The organism is Cumulibacter manganitolerans, assembly GCF_009602465.1.
Classification (GTDB): Bacteria; Actinomycetota; Actinomycetes; order Mycobacteriales; family Antricoccaceae; genus Cumulibacter; species Cumulibacter manganitolerans.
Genome location: NZ_WBKP01000015.1, coordinates 35,281 through 54,123, shown reverse-complemented (window position 1 = coordinate 54,123; position 18,843 = coordinate 35,281). Strand labels below are relative to the sequence as shown.

The window sequence follows — 18,843 nt, the reverse complement described above, 5'->3', positions numbered from 1 at the left end:
GCCGCAGGCCGCCGGCGCACCGGCCACCCGAGGGCCGTTTCGCGCCGCCGTGGCGGCCCGATCGCCGACCGCGGCCGCCCTCGCCCCACGGGTGCCTCGCGCGCAGATGCCCAGCGTGGCGGGGCTATCGTGAAGGTGAAGCAGAAACCACACGCAGGGAGGCAGGCCATGACCGACCGCACGGGTCGCATCGTCGTCGGAGTCGACGGATCGCCGGCATCGATCGACGCCATTCGCTGGGCAGCCGGTCAGGCGGCGCTCACGGGAAGCACCGTCGTCGCCGTCACGGCCTGGTCCATTCCCGCGTCGTACGGCGTGGCGTTCGGCGGTGAGGACGCCGTCGACTGGAAGGCCAACGCCACCCAGGCCCTCGAGGAGGCCCTCACCGAGGCGCTCGGCGACTCCGCCGGTGCGGTGGAGCGGATCGTCGACCAGGGCCATCCGTCCTACCTGCTGACCGAGGCCTCCAAGAACGCCGACCTGGTCGTGGTCGGCTCGCGCGGCCACGGCGGCTTCACGGGGCTGGTGCTCGGGTCGGTCAGCCAGCACGTCGTCGCGCACGCGGAGTGCCCGGTGGTGGTCATCCGGGGCAAGCACGAGGCCCGCGCCAAGCACGACCGGTAGCCGGCTCGCCGTGGCCGGCCGGCCCACGCGAGTCTTCACGATCGGGCACTCGACCCGGGACCTCGACGAGGTGCTGGCGATGCTGCAGGCCAACGACGTCACGCGGCTGGTCGACGTCCGCTCGTACCCGTCGTCGCGCGCCTTCCCGCAGTGGAACCAGGACGCCATCGTCGCGTCGCTGGGCGACCGGATGGGCTACGAGTGGATCCGGGAGCTCGGCGGCCGCAGGCACACGCCCGCCGGCGTCGTCAGCGCCAACGACGGCTGGCGGGTGAAGGCCTTCCGCAGCTACGCCGACTACATGGCGACCCCCGAGTTCCACGCCGGGCTGCGCAGGCTGCTGCAGGCCGCCGCCGACGACGTCCCGGCGATCATGTGCAGCGAGGCCGTGCCGTGGCGCTGCCACCGGCGGCTGATCACGGACGCGCTGCTGGTCCGCGGCGTCGAGGTGCTCGACATCATGTCCGAGACGCTGACCCGCGAGGCCGCGCTCACTCCGTTCGCCCGGGTGGACGGCGAGGAGATCAGCTACCCGAAGGAGGACGACCGCGATGACGGCCGCCCGTGAGCGTGTCCGCGCCGTCGCCGACGCCATCCCCGCCGGGGCCGTCATGACCTACGGGGAGATCGGCCGGGCGACTGGGCTGCATCCGCGCCATGTCGGGCGGATCGTCGCGACCATCACCGACGAGATCCCGTGGTGGCGCATCGTGTTCGCCGACGGCTCGCCGGCCACCTGCCACGACGGCGGGGCCGCCGAGCTCCTCCGGCAGGAGCGGGTGCCGTTCGCCGGCGCGAAGGTGAGCTGGGCGGAGCTCCGCGACGACCGCCGCCGGGGTCCCGGCGGGCCGACGCCCACCGCCGCCGAGCCGACCGCCGGGCTGTGAGAATTCGGTAAACTGGTCCGCACCGACCCGTGAGGGGCCTGTCGTTGTCTGTCCTGCTGCTCGTGCATCTTGTGGCAGGCGTCCTGGCTCCAGCCCTCAGCCGGTGGCTCGGCCGCCGAGCGTTCCTGGCGCTCGCGCTCGCCCCGGCCAGCGGTTTCGGGTGGGTCGTCGCACAGACCGGCGCGGTGCGCGCCGGCGAGGCGGTCACCGAGCGGGTGCGCTGGATCCCGTCCCTCGACATCGAGCTCGCACTGCGGATGGGCAGCCTGCAGTGGGTGCTGGCGCTCCTGGTCACCGGTGTCGGTGCGCTCATCCTGGTGTACTGCGCCTGGTACTTCCGGCGCGACGACACCACGCTGTGGCGGATCGGCGCGGTCTTCACCCTCTTCGCGGGCGCGATGCTCGGCCTCGTGCTGAGCGACGACCTGATCATGCTCTACGTGTTCTGGGAGCTGACCACGGTCTTCTCCTACCTCCTGGTGGGCCACAACCCGGTGCGCTCGGCCAACCGTCGCGCGGCGATGCAGGCGTTGCTCGTCACGACGTTCGGTGGCCTGGCGATGCTGGCCGGGATCATCATGATCGGCCAGAGCGCGAGCTACCGGATCAGCGAGCTCGTCGCCGCCAGGCCGCCGGCGACCCCGGTCCTCGCCACCGCCGCCATCCTGATGCTCGTCGGGGCGCTGACCAAGTCCGCGCAGATCCCGTTCCACTTCTGGCTGCCGGGCGCGATGGCCGCCCCGACACCCGTCAGCGCCTACCTGCACGCGGCGGCGATGGTGAAGGCCGGCATCTACCTGGTGGCGGTGCTCGCGCCGGTCTTCGGCGGCTACCCGGGCTGGCGGCCGATCACCATCGGCCTCGGCGCGTTCACCATGCTGGTCGGCGGCTGGCGCGCGCTTCGCCAGCACGACATCAAGCTGCTGCTGGCCTACGGCACGGTCAGCCAGCTCGGCTTCCTGACCGCGATGGCCGGCATCGGCACGCGAGCCGCCGCCCTCGCCGCCGTCGCCCTCGTGATGGCGCACGCGCTGTTCAAGAGCACCTTGTTCCTGACCGTCGGGATCATCGACCGCGCCACCGGCACCCGCGACCTGCGCGAGCTGTCGGGCCTCGGTCGGCGCATGCCGCTGCTCGCCGTCGTGGCAGTGCTGTCCGGGCTGTCGATGGCCGGCGTGCTGCCGATGCTCGGGTTCGTCGCCAAGGAGGCCGCCTTCGAGGCGGCCCTGGCGAGCATCGCCGCGCCGCTCGGTGGCGCCGGCGTGCTGCTCGCCCTCGTCCTGCTCACCGGGTCGGTGCTGACCGTCGCATACACCGCGCGGTTCCTGTGGGGCGCGTTCGCCGGCAAGCCGGGGGTCGAGCCGAGCGCGATCACGCGGCCCGCCGCGCCGTTCGTGGCCGTGCCGGTGCTGATCGCCGGCTGCTCACTGGTGCTCGGCTTCCTCGGCGGCAGCCTCAGCGCGATGATCGCGCCGTACGCCGGCACCCTGCCGGACGACGCGCCGTACTCCCGGTTGCCGCTGTGGCACGGGTTCACCGGCGCGCTGGCGATGTCGCTGGTCTCGCTCGCGCTCGGGCTGGGGCTGTTCCGGTGGCGGGACGGCGTCGCCCGCGCGCAGGACCGCGTGCCTGCGCTGGTGGACGGCGAACGGTCCTACAACTGGGTGATCCGCGCCGTCGAGCGCGGCTCGGTCGAGGCGACCGCCATCAGCCAACGCGGCTCGCTGCCGATCTACCTCGCGACCATCCTGCTGGTCGTCGTGGCCGCCACCGGAGGCGCCGGGCTGCTCGCGCTGGCCGACGTCGACCCGGTGCTGTGGGACACGCCCGGGCAGGGCGCGATCGCGCTGGTGATGATCGTCGCGGCGGTGCTCGCCGCGCGGGCCCGCAAGCGGCTCAAGACGGTGATCCTCGTGGGCGTCACCGGATACGGCTGCGCCCTGCTGTTCCTGCTGCACGGGGCGCCGGACATCGCGCTGACGCAGATGCTGGTCGAGACGGTGTCGCTGGTCGTGTTCGTGCTCGTGCTGCGCCGGCTGCCGCGCCGGTTCAGCGGACGGCCGCTGCGCGCCAGCCGGTACTGGCGGATGGCGCTCGCCGCGGCGTCCGGCGTGACCGTGGCGATCGTGGCGATCGTCGCGACCGGCGCCCGGGTCGCGCTGCCGATCTCGGTCGCGCTGCCGGATGCGGCGTACGCCTTCGGGCACGGCAAGAACGTGGTCAACGTGACTCTGGTCGACGTCCGGGCCTGGGACACCCTCGGCGAGGTGTCGGTGCTCGTGGTCGCCGCCACCGGGGTCGCGAGCCTGGTCTTCGTGCGGACCCGCAACGCGCGCCTCGCCCGGGCCGCCGGGGACCGCGCGCTGCGACCCGAACGCCGGTCGGTGATGTTCGAGGTGATCACCCGGCTGCTGTTCCACGTGGTCGTCGCCTTCTCGCTCTACCTGCTGTTCGTCGGGCACAACCATCCCGGTGGCGGCTTCGCCGGCGGCCTGGTGGCCGGTCTCGCACTGCTGGTGCGCTACCTCGCCGGCGGTCGGTACGAGCTCGACGAGGCCGCGCCCATCGACGCCGGCCTGCTCGTCGGGATCGGGCTGTTCGTCGTCGTCGCCTCGGCGCTGCTGCCGCTGGCCTTCGGCGGGACCGTCCTGCAGACCACGGTGCTCGACTTCCACCTGCCGGTCTGGGGCGACGTCCACCTCGTGACCGCCCTGTTCTTCGACATCGGGGTATACCTCATCGTCATCGGTCTGCTGCTGGACATCGGACGCAGCCTCGGCAGTGGCGTCGACCGCCAGAGAGAGGAGGCGGCCGCATGAGCCCGCTCGCCGACGGAGCAGCGACGCTGCGCCCCAACCTGACGCTCATCGTGGTCGTCGCGGTGCTCGTGGCGACCGGCGTCTACCTGCTGCTGGAACGCTCGCTGGCTCGTCTGCTGCTCGGCATCGTGCTGATGAGCAACGGGGTGGCCCTGCTCTACCTCGTGATCAGCGGCGAGGCCAAGGGCGCGCCGCTGCTCGGTGAGCGACCGGCGAGCGAGATGAGCGACCCGCTGCCGCAGGCCTTCGTGCTGACGGCGATCGTCATCTCGCTGGCCACCGTCGCGTTCGTGATGGCGCTGGCGTACCGGCAGTGGCAGCTCACCGGCAGCGACGACGTCCCCGACGACGCCGAGGACGCGCTGGTCCAGCGGCTCGCCGAGGAGGACCAGACCTCCGAGACCTACGACACCGACGTCTCGACGACCACCGACGCCGAGGAGGACCCGGACGCCGTCGACGAGGCGGCCGGTGTCCCGGTCGAGACGGGCGGCGCGCGGGCCGGGACGTCCGCCGCCGAGCACGGCGGCGGGGAGGCGACGCCGCGATGACCTGGTTGCTGCCGTTGCCGGTGCTGCTGCCGCTGCTCGGCGCCGCGCTGTGCCTCGTGCTGCGCCGCTCCGCCCGCGCCCAGCGCATCGTCAGCTTCGCGGTCCTGCTGGCGACCGTGGCGGTCGCGACCGCCCTGATCCTGATCACCGCCGACGGCGGCCCGCTGGCACTGTGGCTCGGGGCGTGGGAGGAGCCGCTCGGGGTGGCGCTCGTCGCCGACCGGCTGACGGCCCTGATGCTGCTCGTCTCCTCGATCGTGGTGCTGGTCGTCCTGGTCTTCTCGATCGGGCAGGGCATCGCCGACGGGGAGGGCGACACCCCGCTGACGGTGTTCTTCCCGACCTACCTCGTGCTGTCCGCCGGCGTCTCCAACGCGTTCCTCGCCGGAGACCTGTTCAACCTCTTCGTCGGCTTCGAGATCCTGCTGTTCGCCTCCTACGTGCTGCTCACCCTCGGCGGCCTCGGCCCGCGCATCCGCGCCGGCACCACGTACGTCGTCGTCAGCCTGCTGTCGTCGTTCCTGTTCCTCGTCGCGATCGCCGCGGTGTACGCCGCGGCCGGCACCACGAACCTCGCGCAGCTCGCGCTCCGCCTGCGCGACATCGACCCGCACGTCGCGCTGGTGCTGCAGATCCTGCTGCTGACCGTCTTCGGGATCAAGGCCGCGGTCTTCCCGATGTCCGCCTGGCTCCCCGACAGCTACCCGACCGCCCCGGCACCGGTCACGGCGGTGTTCGCCGGGCTGCTGACGAAGGTCGGCGTGTACGCGATCATCCGCACCCAGACGCTGCTGTTCCCGGACTCGCCGTTGACGACGCCGCTGATGTGGGTGGCGCTGCTGACGATGGTCGTCGGCATCCTCGGCGCCGTGGCGCAGACCGGGATCAAGCGGATCCTGTCCTTTACCCTCGTCAGCCACATCGGCTACATGATCTTCGGCGTCGCGCTCGCGGACCGAGCGGGACTGTCGGGCGCGGTGTTCTACGTCGCGCACCACATCACGATCCAGACGGCGTTGTTCCTCGTGGCGGGGCTGATCGACCGGGCCAGCGGCACCACGTCCCTCGAGAAGCTCGGCGGGCTGGCCGCGATCTCCCCCGCGCTGGGCATCCTGTTCTTCGCCGGCGCGATGAACCTCAGCGGCATCCCGCCGATGTCCGGCTTCATCGCCAAGACCGGGTTGCTGCAGGCCGCCGTCGGCCTGGGCACGCCGCTGGCCTACGTCCTCGTGGCCGGCATGCTGGTGACCAGCCTGCTGACCCTCTACGTGATGGCCAAGACGTGGTCGCAGGCGTTCTGGCGGACGCCGAGCGAGGCGCTCGCGTCGGTGATGGCCCGCCGCCCCGACCTCGACCCGGAGGCCGCCGCGCGACGCGAGGGCGTCGTGCTGCAGTACGACCTCTCCGCGCGGGAGCCGGCCGAGGCGCTCGACGACGAGGAGGACACCGGCCGGGCCGGGGAGACCCCGAGCCGGGCGCTGCCGACCGCGATGATGGGCGCCGCGACCGCCATGATCGTGGTCAGCCTGGCGATCACGCTGCTCGCGGGCCCGATGTTCGGCTACGCCGACAACGCCGCCCGCGACATGCTGCAGCGCACCCCCTACATCGACGCCGTGCTGCCCGCGGGGGTGCGCTGATGAGCGTGGACGCCTCGAGCCGCGCGACCCGGACCACCCGTCGAGGTGGCTTCCAGCCGCGCACCGCGATAGCGATCGCCGTGGTGTGGACGTTGATGTGGGACCGGCTGTCGTGGGGCAACCTGATCAACGGCCTGCTGGTCGGGTTCCTGGTCACGTTCGTGTTCCCGCTGCCGCCGATCGTGTACTTCGGCCGGCCGCGGCCACTGCGGGTCGCCGCGCTGCTTGCGCGGTTCCTCGGCGACCTGGTGCGCGCGGCGATCCACGTCGCGGTGTTCGCGCTGCGCCGCTCCGACCCACCCCGTGGATCGATCGTGGCGGTGCAGCTGCGCACCCGCTCGGACCTGTACCTGACGCTGGTCGCCGTGCAGGTCGCGCTGGTGCCCGGCTCGGTGGTGATCGAGGCGCGGCGGCGCGCGGGCGTGCTGTTCGTGCACGACGTGGACGCCGTGGACGCCGTGACGCTGGAGCAGCAGCGCCGGGCCGTGCTGGCGATCGAGCGCCGGCTGGTCCGCGCGATCGGCACCGCCGAGGAGATCGCGCTCGTCGAGGAGGCGGACCGATGATCGTCGTCTACGTGATCGCCATCGTCATCCTGGTGCTCGCCGTCCTCATCGCCATGGTCCGGATGGCCAAGGGGCCCTCGAACGCCGACCGCATCCTCGCCTCCGACGTGATCGTCGTGGTGGTGGTCTGCGGCCTCGCCGTGGTGGTCGTCGCCACCCGGTCGGTCTCCGCGTTGCCCATCCTCGTCGCGCTGAGCCTGATCGGCTTCCTGGGCGCGGTGTCCGTCGCGCGGTTCCTCGTCGACCGCGAGAGCGGGGGCGGCCGATGAGCTGGGCCACGACCCTGGACGTCGCGGGCGCGGTGGCGATCCTGTGCGGTGCGCTCCTCACGCTGATCGCCGCGATCGGCCTGGTGCGCTTCGAGTCGCTGTACCTGCGCATGCACGCCGCGACCAAGCCGCAGACCCTCGGGCTGCTGCTCATCCTGGTGGGGCTGGCGTTGACGCTGCGCACCTGGAACGCGCTCGGCACCCTGCTGCTCGTGGCGATCGCCCAGGCGCTCACCGCTCCGGTGTCCGCGCACATGCTCAGCCGCGCCGCCTACCGCGCCGGCCTGGTGCATCGTGAGCAGTTCGACTTCGACGAGCTCGCCGACGCCCTCGAACGCGCCGAGCGCGACGCCGGCACGGCCGAGAGCCCGCGGCGGGGCGGCGCGCCGCGCGAAGGCCCGCCGGGCGACGCGACGGATCCCGAGCGCGACTGATCGCGAGCCGCGCGTCGGCAGTCGCCGAGGGAACGCGATGGGCGGGTCGAGTCGTCCCTGGGGAGGACCCGCGAATCACCCTTTGGGCTGATTCGCCGACGCCGTCCGCCGGGCAGGCTGGATGACGGGCCACGGAAGGACACCGTCATGATCACGAACACGCACACTCGCCGGTTGCCCGTGCAGGCTCCGCTGGCACGGCGCGTCCTGGACGCGCTCGGCACCGCCGAGGATCCGGTGTGGCCGGCCGACCGTTGGCCCGCACTGCGCCTGGACCGCGGCCCGGTGGTCGGCTCGGCCGGCGGCCACGGCCGAATCGGCTACGTGGTGGAGTCGGCGTGCGAGCGCCAGATCGTCTTCCGGTTCACCGATCCGAAGGGGATGCAGGGCGAGCACCGGTTCGTCGTGCACCCCGACGGCCTGGCGTGCGTCGTCCGGCACACCCTCGAGGCGCGCACGAGCCGTCGGCTGCGCATCGCGTGGGTCCTCGTCGTCCGGCCGTTGCACAACGCGCTGATCGAGGAGCTGCTCGACAACCTCGAACGCGCGGTCGGCGGCCGCGTGCACAGGCCGGCGCGGGGGTCGGCGTACGCGCGGCTGCTGCGGCTGCTGCTGCCGCCCTCAGGCCGGCGGCAGCCTCGGCCGCGGGACCTGGTCGAGCACGATGTCGAAGTAGTCGTGATAGGCGGCTAGCACCGCGGCGTCGTCCAGCTCCCGGACCTCCTTGGTGCCGCCGGCCGTGCGGGTCAGCTCGTTGTTGCTGAGCGTGATGCGGCCGTCGTCGGTCGGCAGCGAGCACACGGTGCGCTGCGTGTTGCGGCTCTCCGGCGACGTGCGCTGCCACCAGTACACCGCCTTGAAGTCCTCCAACGACCGGTGCCCGGGCTCGATGCGGTACACGGGCCGGTCGTCGTGCAGGACGTCGAACCCGCCGGCGCCGACCGGCCGTACGACGTACGTCCCGGTGCTGTCGCGCTGCTCGCCCACCTCGCCCAGCCTCAGCGGCTTCACGGCGTGCGCGCCGAAGCCGACGTCGGCGATCCGCACGTCGCTGCTGCGGCTGTCGAGGGTGACCAGCACGATCATGTGATCACCCGGATGCGTCAGCCTCCCGTCGGCCCACACGCGGCACGAGCCCAGCACCACGTCGAAGCCCAGCTTCTTCAGCAGCCAGTACAGCGCGCCGTTGAGCTCATAGCAGATCCCGCCGCGGCGACGCAGCGCGACCTTCTCCGCGAACGCCCGGTGGCGCAGCGGGATGTCCTCGCCCATGTTGATCGACAGGTTCTCGAACGGCACGGTCCGCAGGTGCGCCTCGTGCACGGCGCGCAGTCCCTTCGCCGAGACCGGCGGCGGCTCGGGAAGGTCGAGGCGGGCCAGATATCGGCGTACGACGTCCGAGGAGCTCATGCACCTCAGTCTTGCACCCGCCGAGGGCCTACGGGTGACGGTCGCGCCGGTGCGCGAGAATGGCGGGCGTGATCGACCTGCGCTCGGATACCTGCTCACGACCCACGTCCGCGATGCGTCGCGCGATCGCCGACGCCGAGGTCGGCGACGATCTCTTCGGTGACGACCCGACCGTGCGCGAGCTCGAGGCGGCCACCGCGCAGCTGCTCGGCAAGGAGGACGCCGTCTACGTGCCGAGTGGGACGATGGCCAACCAGATCGCGGTCCGGCTGCACGCGCGGCCCGGCGAGGCGGTGGTGACGGATCCGCTGGCCCACGTGGTCACCGTCGAGGCGGCGTCGCTCGCCGGCCTGAGCGGCGTCACGACGATCCCGGTGGCCCACGAGCGCGGCGTGTACGATGCCGACGCGGTGCGGGCGGCATTCGCGCCGGCCCACCGGTTCTTCCCGCGCACGGTCGGCCCCCCGCCGGCGGTCGTGTGGGCCGAGAACACCCACAACAACGGTGGTGGCGCGGTGTGGCCCGCGGACCGGCTCGCCGAGATTCCCGCGGTCGCCGCCGAGCGGGGGCTGCCGAGCCATCTGGACGGTGCGCGGCTGTGGCACGCCGCCCTGGCCGTCGGCACCGCCGAGTCGCAGCTCGCCGCCGGATTCGACACCGTTAGCGTGTGCTTCTCCAAGGCGCTCGGCGCGCCTGTCGGGTCCGCCCTCGCCGGGCCGGAGCAGCTGGTGGCCCGAGCGCGCCGCTACAAGCAGCAGCTCGGCGGTGGCTTCCGTCAGGCGGGGATCATCGCCGCGGGGGCGCTGTACGCCCTGCGCGAGCACCGGCCGCTGCTGCGCCGCACGCACGAGATGGCGGCTCGGTTCGCCGAGCAGATCGCGACGATGCCGGGGATCGAGATCGACCCCGCGCACGTGGCCACGAACATCGTCCGGTTCGAGCTGACCGATGGCGACAGCGGCGCCTTCTGCGAGCGGCTGCACGCGGCGGGAGTGCACATGCTCCCGAGCGGACCCCGCGCCGTGCGGGCGGTGTTCTACCTGGACATCGCCGACGAGGACGTCGAACCGGCCGCCGAGGCGGTGCGGAGGGTCGTCACGAGTGCGGCTGCCGGTTCGGATCCGGCCGGGTAGTAGGCATCGAGGTGTCCTCGGGGCGCAGCGCGGGCGACGCGGTGCCCCGGTGCGCCCGCATGCCGCCGACAAGATCGTCCAGCGCCTGGCGCGCCGTCCGCCTCGGGTTCCACCGCAGCGTCGCCTTCGCGCGAGCGCAGTCCATGACCGGCACCTGCATACCCATGTCGAGCCACCCGGGGCCCGCCGGGATGACGTGCGCGCGGTACGCGAGACTCATCGCCGCGCGGGCGATCGCCGGCCGCACCGGCCACGGCCGCCGGGCCCGCAGCGCGGCCGCGAGGTCCTCGGCCGCCAGCACCTGATCGGCGGCGATGTTGAACGCGCCGCGCGGCCCGGTGAGCGCCGCCAGCAGATAGGCCTGCGCGGCGTCCTCGGCGTGCACCACCTGAAGCCGGATCCCCTGCGGGAGCGGAATTCCGGGAAGGGTGAAACGCCGCAGCAGGCGCGACGGCAGCAGCCGGCCGAGGAACAGCCGTTGGATCTCCGCACCCGCGTCGGCCTGGAACACCAGCGCGGTGCGCATCCGCGACACCGCGATGCCGGGGTGGTCGGCCTCGAACTTGTCGAGGAACCGTTCCTGCGCTGCCTTGTCGACGCTGTAGTCGGACGACGCGATCCCCTCAGTGGGCCAGCCCTCGTCGTGCGGAAGGCAGTCCCGCGCGGGGGAGTAGCTGCCGACCGACGAGGCGACCACCAGGGTGCGGACGCCGGCTGCGGCCGCCGCCGTCGCCACCCTCGCGGTGCCGTCGACGTTCGCGCGACGCAGGAGCTCGCGCTGCCGGTTCGGCTGGATGAGCCACGCGAGATGGATGACGGCGTCCACGCCGGCGAAGGCCTCTTCGAGCGTGCGCGCCGACTCCGCGGTGGCGATGTCGATGGAGTGCCACGTCGCCGAGCGGTACGGCTCTGCCGTCACGTCGGGGATCCGGCGAGCGATCGCCACGACACCGTCCACCTGCTCGCTGGCGGCGAGGGCCCGAAGTACTGCCGTGCCGACGTTCCCGCTCGCACCCACTACCGCGACGCGCATGCTCACCACCGCTAACTGGTCGGATCGAAGACGACCTTGATACAGCCGTCCTGCTTCTTCTGGAACATCTCGTAGGCCGCCGGCGCCTCGCTCAGCGGCAGTCGATGCGTGCGTAGATCGTCGACGCCGAAGGGATCCGCGCCGTTCGCCAGCAGACCGTGGAGCTCGTCGGTCCACCGGCGCACGTTGGCCTGGCCCATGCGCACCGTGAGCTGCTTGTCGAACATCTGCATCATCGGCATCGGGTCGGCCATGCCGCCGTAGACGCCGCTGATCGACACCGTTCCGCCGCGGCGCGTGCTGGCGATGGCGGTGTGCAGCGCACTGAGGCGGTCGATCCCGAACCGTTCGGTCGCGGCCCGTGCCAGCGGGGCCGGCATGCTGCTGGTCGCCGAGATGGCGGCGTGCGCGATCGGGTTGCCGTGCGCCTCCATGCCCACCGCGTCGACGACGCCGTCCGCGCCACGGCCGTCGGTCAGGTCGTGCACCGCCGAGGCGACATCCTTGACCTGGTTGACATCGATGGTGTGCACTCCTCGCGCAGCGGCGCGGGCGAGCCGCTCCGGGACGAGGTCGACCCCGATCACCTTGCCGGCACCGAGGTGCTGGGCGCAGGCGGCGGCGAGCTGACCGACCGGGCCGAGGCCGATAATCGCGGCGGTGCTGCCCGGCTCGATACCCGCGTACTGGACCGCCTGCCACGCCGTCGGCAGGATGTCGGAGAGGTACAGGTAGTGCTCGTCCGGAGCATCGTCCGCGAGCTTCACCAGGCCGTAGTCGGCGTGTGGTACCCGAACGCGTTCCGCCTGGCAGCCGGGAACCGCGCCGTACAGCCGCGTGTAGCCGAACAGCGCGGCGCCCTTGCCCTCGGCGGTCACCTGCGTGGTCTCGCACTGCGACTGCAACCCGGCGCGGCACATCCGGCAGGTGCCGCAGGAGATGTTGAAGGGAATCACCACCCGGTCGCCCGGGGCGACGTGCGAGACGGCGTCCCCCACCGACTCGACGACGCCGAGCCCCTCGTGCCCGAGAATGTCACCCTTGCTGAGGTACGGCGCGAGGACGGTGTAGAGATGCAGGTCGGAGCCGCACAGTGCGGTGGACGTCAGCCGGACGACGGCGTCGGTCGGGTGCTCGACGACGGGATCGGCGACCTCCTCGATCGCCACTTCGCCTTTCTTCTGCCATGTGAGTGCGCGCATGCTGTGCTCCTTCGGTAGGAGATAGCACAGGGCGTGGTCGCTCAGCCGCTGCGTTGTCGCGGGCGGGGTGCCCGGTTCGGCCCACCCTATGCCGATTCGGCCACGAGGGGCCGGTCCGCGCTCGGTCGGCGGAAGCGGCTCCCCATGACCCGATCGCGGGCTACCGTGGCGCCATGACGAGCACACCCGAGCAGAACGACATCGACTGGGCCCTTCTGGGGCTGTACCTCAGCGATCACGTCAGCGGCGCCACCGCCGGGATCGCCCGCGTGAGCCGCATGGCCAAGGACTACGCCGACTCGCCGTACGGCGGCAAGCTCTCGCTCATCGCGAACGAGCTCTACGAGGAGCGGGAGCTGCTGCGCGACACGATGCGGCGCAAGGAGCTGTCGATCCGCCCGTACCGGCAGGTGGCGGCGGCGGTCTTCGAGCAGCTCGGTCGGCTGAAGCTCAACGGGCGGCTGCTGGGCACCTCGCCGATGACCCCGCTGCTAGAGGCGGAGGTGATGCGCTCGGCCGTCCTCGGCAAGATCGGCGGCTGGCAGACGCTGCGCACCTACTCCGACGCGCTGGAGATCTCCACCGAGCAGGTGGACGCGCTGATCACCATCGCGCGCCGGCAGATCGACGACCTGAGCGAGCTGCACGAGTGGGTCCGCGAGAGGGCGTTCCGCAGCGCCGCCTCGTAGCCTCCCGCGACGACCTGCGGCGTACTCCGGTACCGAAATCGGGTGATTCCGGTACCGGAGTACGCCGCGGGCGCGTGTCGTCGGGCAGGAGGCTCCGCTACTCGATGCCGGCGTAGTCCTCCTCGGTGTAGCGGATGATGCCGCGGATGTTCTTGCCGTCGCGCATGTCCTGGTAGCCCTCGTTGATCTCGGAGAGCTTGTACTCCTTGGTGATCAGCTCGTCGAGCTTCAGGTGGCCCGCGCGGTACATGTTCAGCAGCTGCGGGATCTGCTCACGGGGGCCGATCCCGCCGAAGATGGCGCCCTGGACGCGCTTCTGCAGCAGGGTCAGCTCGAACAGCGAGAGCTTCACGTCCTGGTTGGCGTAGCCGCCCATGCCGGTGACGACGACCGTGCCGCCCTTCCCGGTGATGTCGGTCGCGGGCTTGATGTCCTCGCCCTGCAGATCCCCCACGGTGATCACCGTGACGTCGGCCATCGTTCCCCAGGTGAGGTCGGCGACCGGCTGCATGGCCTCGGCCATGGACGCGAACGCGTGCGTTGCCCCGAGCTCCATCGCCTTCTCGCGCTTGGACTCGACCGGGTCGACCGCGACGACGTACCGCGCGCCGGCGGCCGCGGCGCCCTGGACGGCGTTCATGCCGACGCCGCCGCAGCCCATGACGACGACGGTGTCGCCGGCCTTGGTGCCGCCGATCTCGGTCGCCGAGCCCCAGCCGGTCGACACGCCGCAGCCGAGCAGCGCGGCCTTGTCGAGCGGGACGTCGTCCTCGATCTTCACCACCGACGCCTCGTGCACCGTGACGTACGGCGAGAAGGTGCCCAGCAGGCACATCGGGATGGCCGGCTTCCCCTCGACCGTGCAGCGGAAGGTGCCGTCGCTGATCGCCTTGCCCTTGACCAGCCCGGCGCCGAGGTCGCAGAGATTCTGTAGACCCTTGGCGCACATCCGGCACTTGCCGCACGCCGGGATGAACGCCAGGACGACGTGGTCGCCGACCGCGAGATCGGTGACACCCGGGCCGACCTTGGTCACCACGCCGGCGCCCTCGTGCCCGCCGATGACCGGGAAGAAGGGAACCGGCGACGCGCCCGTGCGCAGGTGCTCGTCGGAGTGGCACAGCCCGGAGGCGGTCAGCTTGACCTGGACCTCGCCGGCGACCGGGTCACCGAGCTCGATCTCCCGAACCTCCCAGTCCTGCCCGACACCGCCGAGCACCGCCGCCTTGATCTTCATGCCGTCTCCCTCACCACGCGTGACGTTCTCTATAGAAACATCGTGGCATGCCTCCCTCCGAGCGCTGCGTCCGGTCGGTCCGCGGCGGACGTCGGGGCCGCGCATGAAACGCTGGAGGGATGGCCAACACGGATTTGCAGATCGCCGGGCTACCGGCCGGATGGTCGAGCCGGGTACCGACGGTGGACGACGCGAGCGCCCTGACCGAGCTCGAGACGGCCTACCAGCGAGCGGCCCGGGGCAGCACGGGCGGCGCGAACGAGCAGATGGTCCGGCTGCAGACGTCGGGCATCGGGTCCTGGACGCGGCGGCAGCTGCTCGTCGAGGACGGCGCGGGGCGGCTCGTCGCCCGGCTCTCGGTGCACGACCGCGCGGCCGGTCGCACGGTGGTCGAGGCGGTGCTGCATCCCGACCTGCCGGGGGCGGTCGCCGACCCGCTGGCGGCCAGCCTGTTCGCGGCCGCGGAGCGGTTCGCGCAGGAGATCGCCGTGCTGCGTGGACTGCGCAGCGGCATGCTCGACTCCTCGTCGTACGACGGGGACGCGCGGCAGCGCGGATGGCTCGAGCGCGCGGGCTACCGGTGCGTGCGCACCTGGTGGCACATGTCCCGACCGGTCGAGCGGGGTTCGGCGGTTCCGGCACCGCGTCCCGGGGTCACCGTGCGGAGGGTGGAGCAGCACGCGGACGGCCTGCCGGTCGCCGGCGACCTGCAGATCGTGCACCGGCTGCTCGAGGAGTCGTTCCAGGACCACTTCAGCTCCTACCGCGAGAGCTTCCCGGAGTTCGTGATGCGGCTGCGCGAGGATCCGGGGCACCGCTGGGACCACTGGTGGATCGCCACGATCGCCCGCGACGGCGCGGAGGCGCCGGCCGGCGCCGTGGTGTCCTCCGTGACGCCCGCGGACGCGAGCGGGTGCGAAGGCACGTACATCGACTACATCGGAGTCCACCGCGACGCGCGCGGGCACGGCGTCGCCAAGGCGCTGCTGCACGCCGTCATCGGCGACGCCGCCGCCCGCGGACGCAACCGCGTCGGGCTCGAGGTGGACGCCGAGTCGCCGACCGGCGCCGACGGTCTCTACACCTCGATGGGCTGGCGGACGACGTACACGACGTACACCTGGCACCGCCACGTCGACGTCCACCCTGGCGGGTAACGACCTGCGGCGTACTCCGGTACCGAAATCGGGTGATTTCGGTACCGAAGTACGCCGCGAGCGATGCCTTCGGAGCGCCGGGGCTACTTCACGCCGGCGTAGTCCTCCTCGGTGTAGCGGATGATGCCGCGGATGTTCTTGCCGTCGCGCATGTCCTGGTAGCCCTCGTTGATCTCGGAGAGCTTGTACTCCTTGGTGATCAGCTCGTCGAGCTTGAGCTGGCCGGAGCGGTACATGTTCAGCAGGTGCGGGATCTGGGTGCGCGGGCTGACGCCGCCGAAGATGGCGCCCTGGACGCGCTTCTGCAGCAGGGTCAGCTCGAACAGCGACAGCTTCACGTCCTCCTTCGAGGCATCGCCCATGCCGGTGACGACGATGGTGCCGCCCTTGCCGGTGATGTCGGTGCAGGCCTTGATGTCCTCGCCCTGGACGTCGCCGACGGTCTCGATGGTCACGTCGGCCATCGTTCCCCAGGTCATGTCGGCGACCGGCTGCATGGCCTCGGCCATGGACGCGAACGCGTGCGTCGCACCCATCTCCATCGCCTTCTCGCGCTTGGACTCGACCGGGTCGACGGCGACGACGTACCGCGCGCCGGCGGCCGCGGCGCCCTGGACGGCGTTCATGCCGACGCCGCCGCAGCCCATGACGACGACGGTGTCGCCGGCCTTCGTGCCGCCGATCTCGGTCGCCGAGCCCCAGCCGGTCGACACGCCGCAGCCCAGGAGGGCGGCCTTGTCCAGCGGGACGTCGTCCTCGATCTTCACCACCGACGCCTCGTGCACCGTGACGTACGGCGAGAAGGTGCCCAGCAGGCACATCGGCATGATCGGCTTGCCGTCGGCGGTGGTGTAGCGGAAGGTGCCGTCGGCGATCGCCTCACCGGTGAGCAGGCCGGCGCCGAGGTCGCACAGGTTCTGCAGGCCCTTCGAGCAGGGGCGGCACTTGCCGCACGCCGGGATGAACGCCAGGACGACGTGGTCGCCCTCCTTCAGGCCCGTCACGCCGTCGCCAACCTTGGTCACCACGCCGGCGCCCTCGTGGCCGCCGAGCACGGGGTGGAACGGCACCGGGGTGGCCCCGGTGAGCAGGTGCTCGTCCGAGTGGCACAGGCCGGAAACGGTCAGCTTGACCTGGACCTCGCCGGCGACCGGGTCGCCGACCTCGATCTCCTGGATGTCCCACTTGCCGGCGTCCGGTGCCGCGAGTACTGCTGCCTTGACCTTCATGTGCATTCCTAACCTAGTTGGGTGTACGGATCTAGCTGAAGTAACGCTTGGGGGTCTCGACCAGCATCTGGTTGATCTGGTCGTCGGTCACGCCCTGCTCGCGCAGTGCGGGCAGGACGTCGTTGGTGATGTGCAGCAGATGCCAGTTGGGCGCGACCTGGCCGATGGCGGCCTGCTGCTCGCCGGGGAAGTAGTCGAGGTAGCACGACACGTCGTGCGAGAGCACGATGCGGTCGGCGTAGCCCTCCCTGCACAACGCGGCGATCGAGGCGATCCGCTGGTCGGTCGTGTTGTAGACGTCCAGACCGAATCGGTCGCACCCGATGATCGCGCCCTTGTCGGCGATGTAGCGCAGATAGTCGAGGTTGTTGGAGTCGCCCGCGTGCCCGATCACCACCTTCGTCAGGTCGACGTTGTGCTTCTCGTAGAACTCGATCGCGACGCGCCCCATCTCGTGCGCGGCGTTGGTGTGCACCGTGATCGGGACGCCGGTCTCCTGGTGCGCCTCGCACACCGCGGTGGCGATACGGGTCTGGCCGGGCGTGAGGCCGGACTCCTCGACGACGTGTTTGAGGAAGGCTGCCCTGACGCCCGTCCCGGCGATGCCCTCCCGGATGTCGCGGACGAACAGCTCGGTCATCGGCTCGGGGATGTCGAGCAGCTGGCCCGGGCCCCGGTGCTCGAAGAAGTGCCGGATCTCGCCGAAGGAGTAGATGCCGGTGGCCGGCACGATGTTGATGTCGACCTGCTCGTTGACGCGCTGCACCCACGGCAGGTACCGGCCCAGGCCCACCACGGTCGGATCGACGATGGTGTCGATGCCGGCCTCCTTCGCGGCGGTCAGCTTCTGGACGGCGTCGGTGATCCGCTGCTCCTCGTCCCAGTGCTCGCCGTAGTTGCGCAGGATGTCGGGGTCGACGATGAAGACGTGCTCGTGCATGAGCGTCGTGCCGAGATCGTCGGGATCGACCATTCCGCGGACGGTGGACACCTGCTTGGCCATGAAGCCTCCGGGCGAAGATGACATTCGGATCAGGTCCCACCCTAGGTGACCGCCGCCACATGGTGAAGAGGCTTTCTGCAGAGAATGCGTTCCGCGGACAGCCGCTCCGTCGGGCGCCGGCGACGACATGCGCTCGACCGCCGCGGCCGGGCCGCGATGCTAGCCTGGGCTCAACGGTCCAGTCCGCGGCCGCGCGGCTTCATGGGAAGTATCTAGGGAGGCCGAGATGCAGTCGAGTGCGTTCGACGCCGAGAGCATGGCCAGGCTCGCCGCCGAGCTCCAGGCGCAGCCCAACGAGGGGATCACCGCCGGTGCGGTGCTCGAGAATGCGCTGGCGATGATCGACGACGCGCAGATGGCCAGCCTGACCCTGCGGGCCCGCCGGCACACCTACAAGACGCTGGGCGCCACCCACGAGGAGGCCCGGGCGCTCGACGAGGCGCAGTACGCGCTCGACGAGGGACCGTGCGTCGACACCGCCGAGAGCGGGGAGTGGTTCCGCAGCGGCGACCTGCCGGCCGATCCCCGCTGGCCGCGCTGGGGGCCGCTCGCCGCCGAGCACGGGGTGCACTCGATGCTCAGCGTCCGGCTCGGTGCCGCCGACGAGATCTTCGGTGCGCTGAATCTCTACTCGAAGGAGCGCAGCGCGTTCGGGGACCGCGACCAGGTCGAGTTCGCGCTGCTGTACGCCATCCACGCCACCAACGCGCTCAGCGCGGCGCGGCTGGTGACCGGTCTGGAGACGGCCATCGGGACCCGGCACGAAATCGGGATGGCGCAGGGGATCGTGATGGAGCGGTACGACCTCACGGTGGATCAGTCGTTCGCGTTCCTGCGGCGGCTCTCCCAGTCGCTGAACCGCAAGCTGCGCGAGGTCGCCCGGGAGATCGTGCAGACCCGCGCGATCCCTGAGCTGCTCACCCCGGACGCGCAGGAAGGGATGTGACGTCCTAGGCGGCA

The 18,843-nt window shown here is 71.5% G+C and carries 20 protein-coding genes; 14 read left to right on the top strand and 6 right to left on the bottom strand.

The genetic code is table 11. The features are described 5' to 3' along the window. Nucleotides 1–168 precede the first annotated feature (168 nt). The 10 genes from F8A92_RS07865 (at nt 169) to F8A92_RS07820 (ending at nt 8,483) form a co-directional block, all read left to right on the top strand. On the top strand, nt 169–624 hold the full coding sequence (locus tag F8A92_RS07865; protein ID WP_153504616.1) for a universal stress protein: 456 nt from the start codon (nt 169–171) through the stop codon (nt 622–624). Between the two features lie 10 nt (nt 625–634). Continuing rightward, nucleotides 635–1,192 (top strand): DUF488 domain-containing protein, encoded by a 558-nt coding sequence (locus tag F8A92_RS07860; protein ID WP_228389290.1) that lies wholly within the window; start codon nt 635–637, stop codon nt 1,190–1,192. Continuing rightward, nucleotides 1,176–1,511 carry an MGMT family protein gene (locus F8A92_RS07855; protein ID WP_153504615.1) on the top strand — a complete coding sequence of 112 codons (336 nt, stop codon included), beginning with the start codon at nt 1,176–1,178 and terminating at the stop codon, nt 1,509–1,511. Before F8A92_RS07860 ends, F8A92_RS07855 begins: the two co-directional genes overlap by 17 nt. 62 nt (nt 1,512–1,573) lie before the next feature. Next, on the top strand, nt 1,574–4,330 hold the full coding sequence (locus tag F8A92_RS07850) for a Na+/H+ antiporter subunit A (RefSeq protein ID WP_267130038.1): 2,757 nt from the start codon (nt 1,574–1,576) through the stop codon (nt 4,328–4,330). After that, nucleotides 4,327–4,881 carry a Na(+)/H(+) antiporter subunit C gene (locus F8A92_RS07845; RefSeq protein ID WP_153504613.1) on the top strand — a complete coding sequence of 185 codons (555 nt, stop codon included), beginning with the start codon at nt 4,327–4,329 and terminating at the stop codon, nt 4,879–4,881. Before F8A92_RS07850 ends, F8A92_RS07845 begins: the two co-directional genes overlap by 4 nt. Then, on the top strand, nt 4,878–6,521 hold the full coding sequence (locus F8A92_RS07840) for a Na+/H+ antiporter subunit D (protein ID WP_153504612.1): 1,644 nt from the start codon (nt 4,878–4,880) through the stop codon (nt 6,519–6,521). Before F8A92_RS07845 ends, F8A92_RS07840 begins: the two co-directional genes overlap by 4 nt. Continuing rightward, nucleotides 6,521–7,087 carry a Na+/H+ antiporter subunit E gene (locus tag F8A92_RS07835; RefSeq protein WP_153504611.1) on the top strand — a complete coding sequence of 189 codons (567 nt, stop codon included), beginning with the start codon at nt 6,521–6,523 and terminating at the stop codon, nt 7,085–7,087. The genes F8A92_RS07840 and F8A92_RS07835 overlap by 1 nt, the downstream gene beginning before the upstream one ends. After that, nucleotides 7,084–7,356 (top strand): monovalent cation/H+ antiporter complex subunit F, encoded by a 273-nt coding sequence (locus tag F8A92_RS07830; protein ID WP_153504610.1) that lies wholly within the window; start codon nt 7,084–7,086, stop codon nt 7,354–7,356. The genes F8A92_RS07835 and F8A92_RS07830 overlap by 4 nt, the downstream gene beginning before the upstream one ends. Further along, complete coding sequence (mnhG, locus tag F8A92_RS07825) at nt 7,353–7,790, top strand: monovalent cation/H(+) antiporter subunit G (protein WP_153504609.1); 438 nt, start codon at nt 7,353–7,355, stop codon at nt 7,788–7,790. Before F8A92_RS07830 ends, mnhG begins: the two co-directional genes overlap by 4 nt. Before the next feature lie 147 nt (nt 7,791–7,937). Continuing rightward, nucleotides 7,938–8,483 (top strand): SRPBCC family protein, encoded by a 546-nt coding sequence (locus F8A92_RS07820; protein ID WP_153504608.1) that lies wholly within the window; start codon nt 7,938–7,940, stop codon nt 8,481–8,483. Here the strand turns inward: F8A92_RS07820 and F8A92_RS07815 are convergent. After that, the gene (locus F8A92_RS07815; protein ID WP_153504607.1) at nt 8,412–9,200 is read right to left on the bottom strand and encodes an arylamine N-acetyltransferase family protein; all 789 of its coding nucleotides are present in this window, start codon (nt 9,198–9,200) and stop codon (nt 8,412–8,414) included. The genes F8A92_RS07820 and F8A92_RS07815 overlap by 72 nt on opposite strands. A gap of 68 nt (nt 9,201–9,268) precedes the next feature. Here F8A92_RS07815 and F8A92_RS07810 point away from each other — a divergent pair, with 68 nt between their 5' ends. After that, complete coding sequence (locus F8A92_RS07810) at nt 9,269–10,333, top strand: threonine aldolase family protein (RefSeq protein ID WP_194291405.1); 1,065 nt, start codon at nt 9,269–9,271, stop codon at nt 10,331–10,333. Here the strand turns inward: F8A92_RS07810 and F8A92_RS07805 are convergent. After that, nucleotides 10,296–11,366: an NAD-dependent epimerase/dehydratase family protein gene (locus F8A92_RS07805; protein ID WP_153504605.1), complete on the bottom strand. Its 1,071-nt coding sequence runs from the start codon at nt 11,364–11,366 to the stop codon at nt 10,296–10,298. The genes F8A92_RS07810 and F8A92_RS07805 overlap by 38 nt on opposite strands. A gap of 11 nt (nt 11,367–11,377) precedes the next feature. Next, nucleotides 11,378–12,568 (bottom strand): zinc-dependent alcohol dehydrogenase, encoded by a 1,191-nt coding sequence (locus tag F8A92_RS07800; protein ID WP_153504604.1) that lies wholly within the window; start codon nt 12,566–12,568, stop codon nt 11,378–11,380. 173 nt (nt 12,569–12,741) lie between these two features. Here F8A92_RS07800 and F8A92_RS07795 point away from each other — a divergent pair, with 173 nt between their 5' ends. Beyond that, on the top strand, nt 12,742–13,257 hold the full coding sequence (locus F8A92_RS07795; RefSeq protein ID WP_153504603.1) for a hypothetical protein: 516 nt from the start codon (nt 12,742–12,744) through the stop codon (nt 13,255–13,257). Between the two features lie 97 nt (nt 13,258–13,354). Here the strand turns inward: F8A92_RS07795 and F8A92_RS07790 are convergent, their stop codons facing one another. Then, on the bottom strand, nt 13,355–14,494 hold the full coding sequence (locus tag F8A92_RS07790; protein WP_153504602.1) for an NDMA-dependent alcohol dehydrogenase: 1,140 nt from the start codon (nt 14,492–14,494) through the stop codon (nt 13,355–13,357). A gap of 119 nt (nt 14,495–14,613) precedes the next feature. Between F8A92_RS07790 and F8A92_RS07785 the strand changes: the two genes are divergently transcribed. Further along, a complete protein-coding gene (locus tag F8A92_RS07785; protein ID WP_153504601.1) occupies nt 14,614–15,651 on the top strand; it encodes a GNAT family N-acetyltransferase in 1,038 nt (345 codons plus the stop codon). Between the two features lie 83 nt (nt 15,652–15,734). On the opposite strand, the gene F8A92_RS07780 is transcribed toward F8A92_RS07785, so the two are convergent. Further along, nucleotides 15,735–16,880, bottom strand: a complete 1,146-nt coding sequence (locus tag F8A92_RS07780) for an NDMA-dependent alcohol dehydrogenase (RefSeq protein ID WP_153504600.1) — start codon at nt 16,878–16,880, stop codon at nt 15,735–15,737. Nucleotides 16,881–16,911: 31 nt separating this feature from the next. Beyond that, nucleotides 16,912–17,883, bottom strand: coding sequence for a phosphotriesterase family protein (locus tag F8A92_RS07775; protein ID WP_153504599.1), 972 nt, complete (start codon nt 17,881–17,883; stop codon nt 16,912–16,914). A gap of 226 nt (nt 17,884–18,109) precedes the next feature. On the opposite strand from F8A92_RS07775, the gene F8A92_RS07770 reads away from it, so the two are divergent. Continuing rightward, the gene (locus tag F8A92_RS07770; RefSeq protein WP_153504598.1) at nt 18,110–18,829 is read left to right on the top strand and encodes a GAF and ANTAR domain-containing protein; all 720 of its coding nucleotides are present in this window, start codon (nt 18,110–18,112) and stop codon (nt 18,827–18,829) included. The last annotated feature ends 14 nt before the right edge of the window (nt 18,830–18,843 follow it).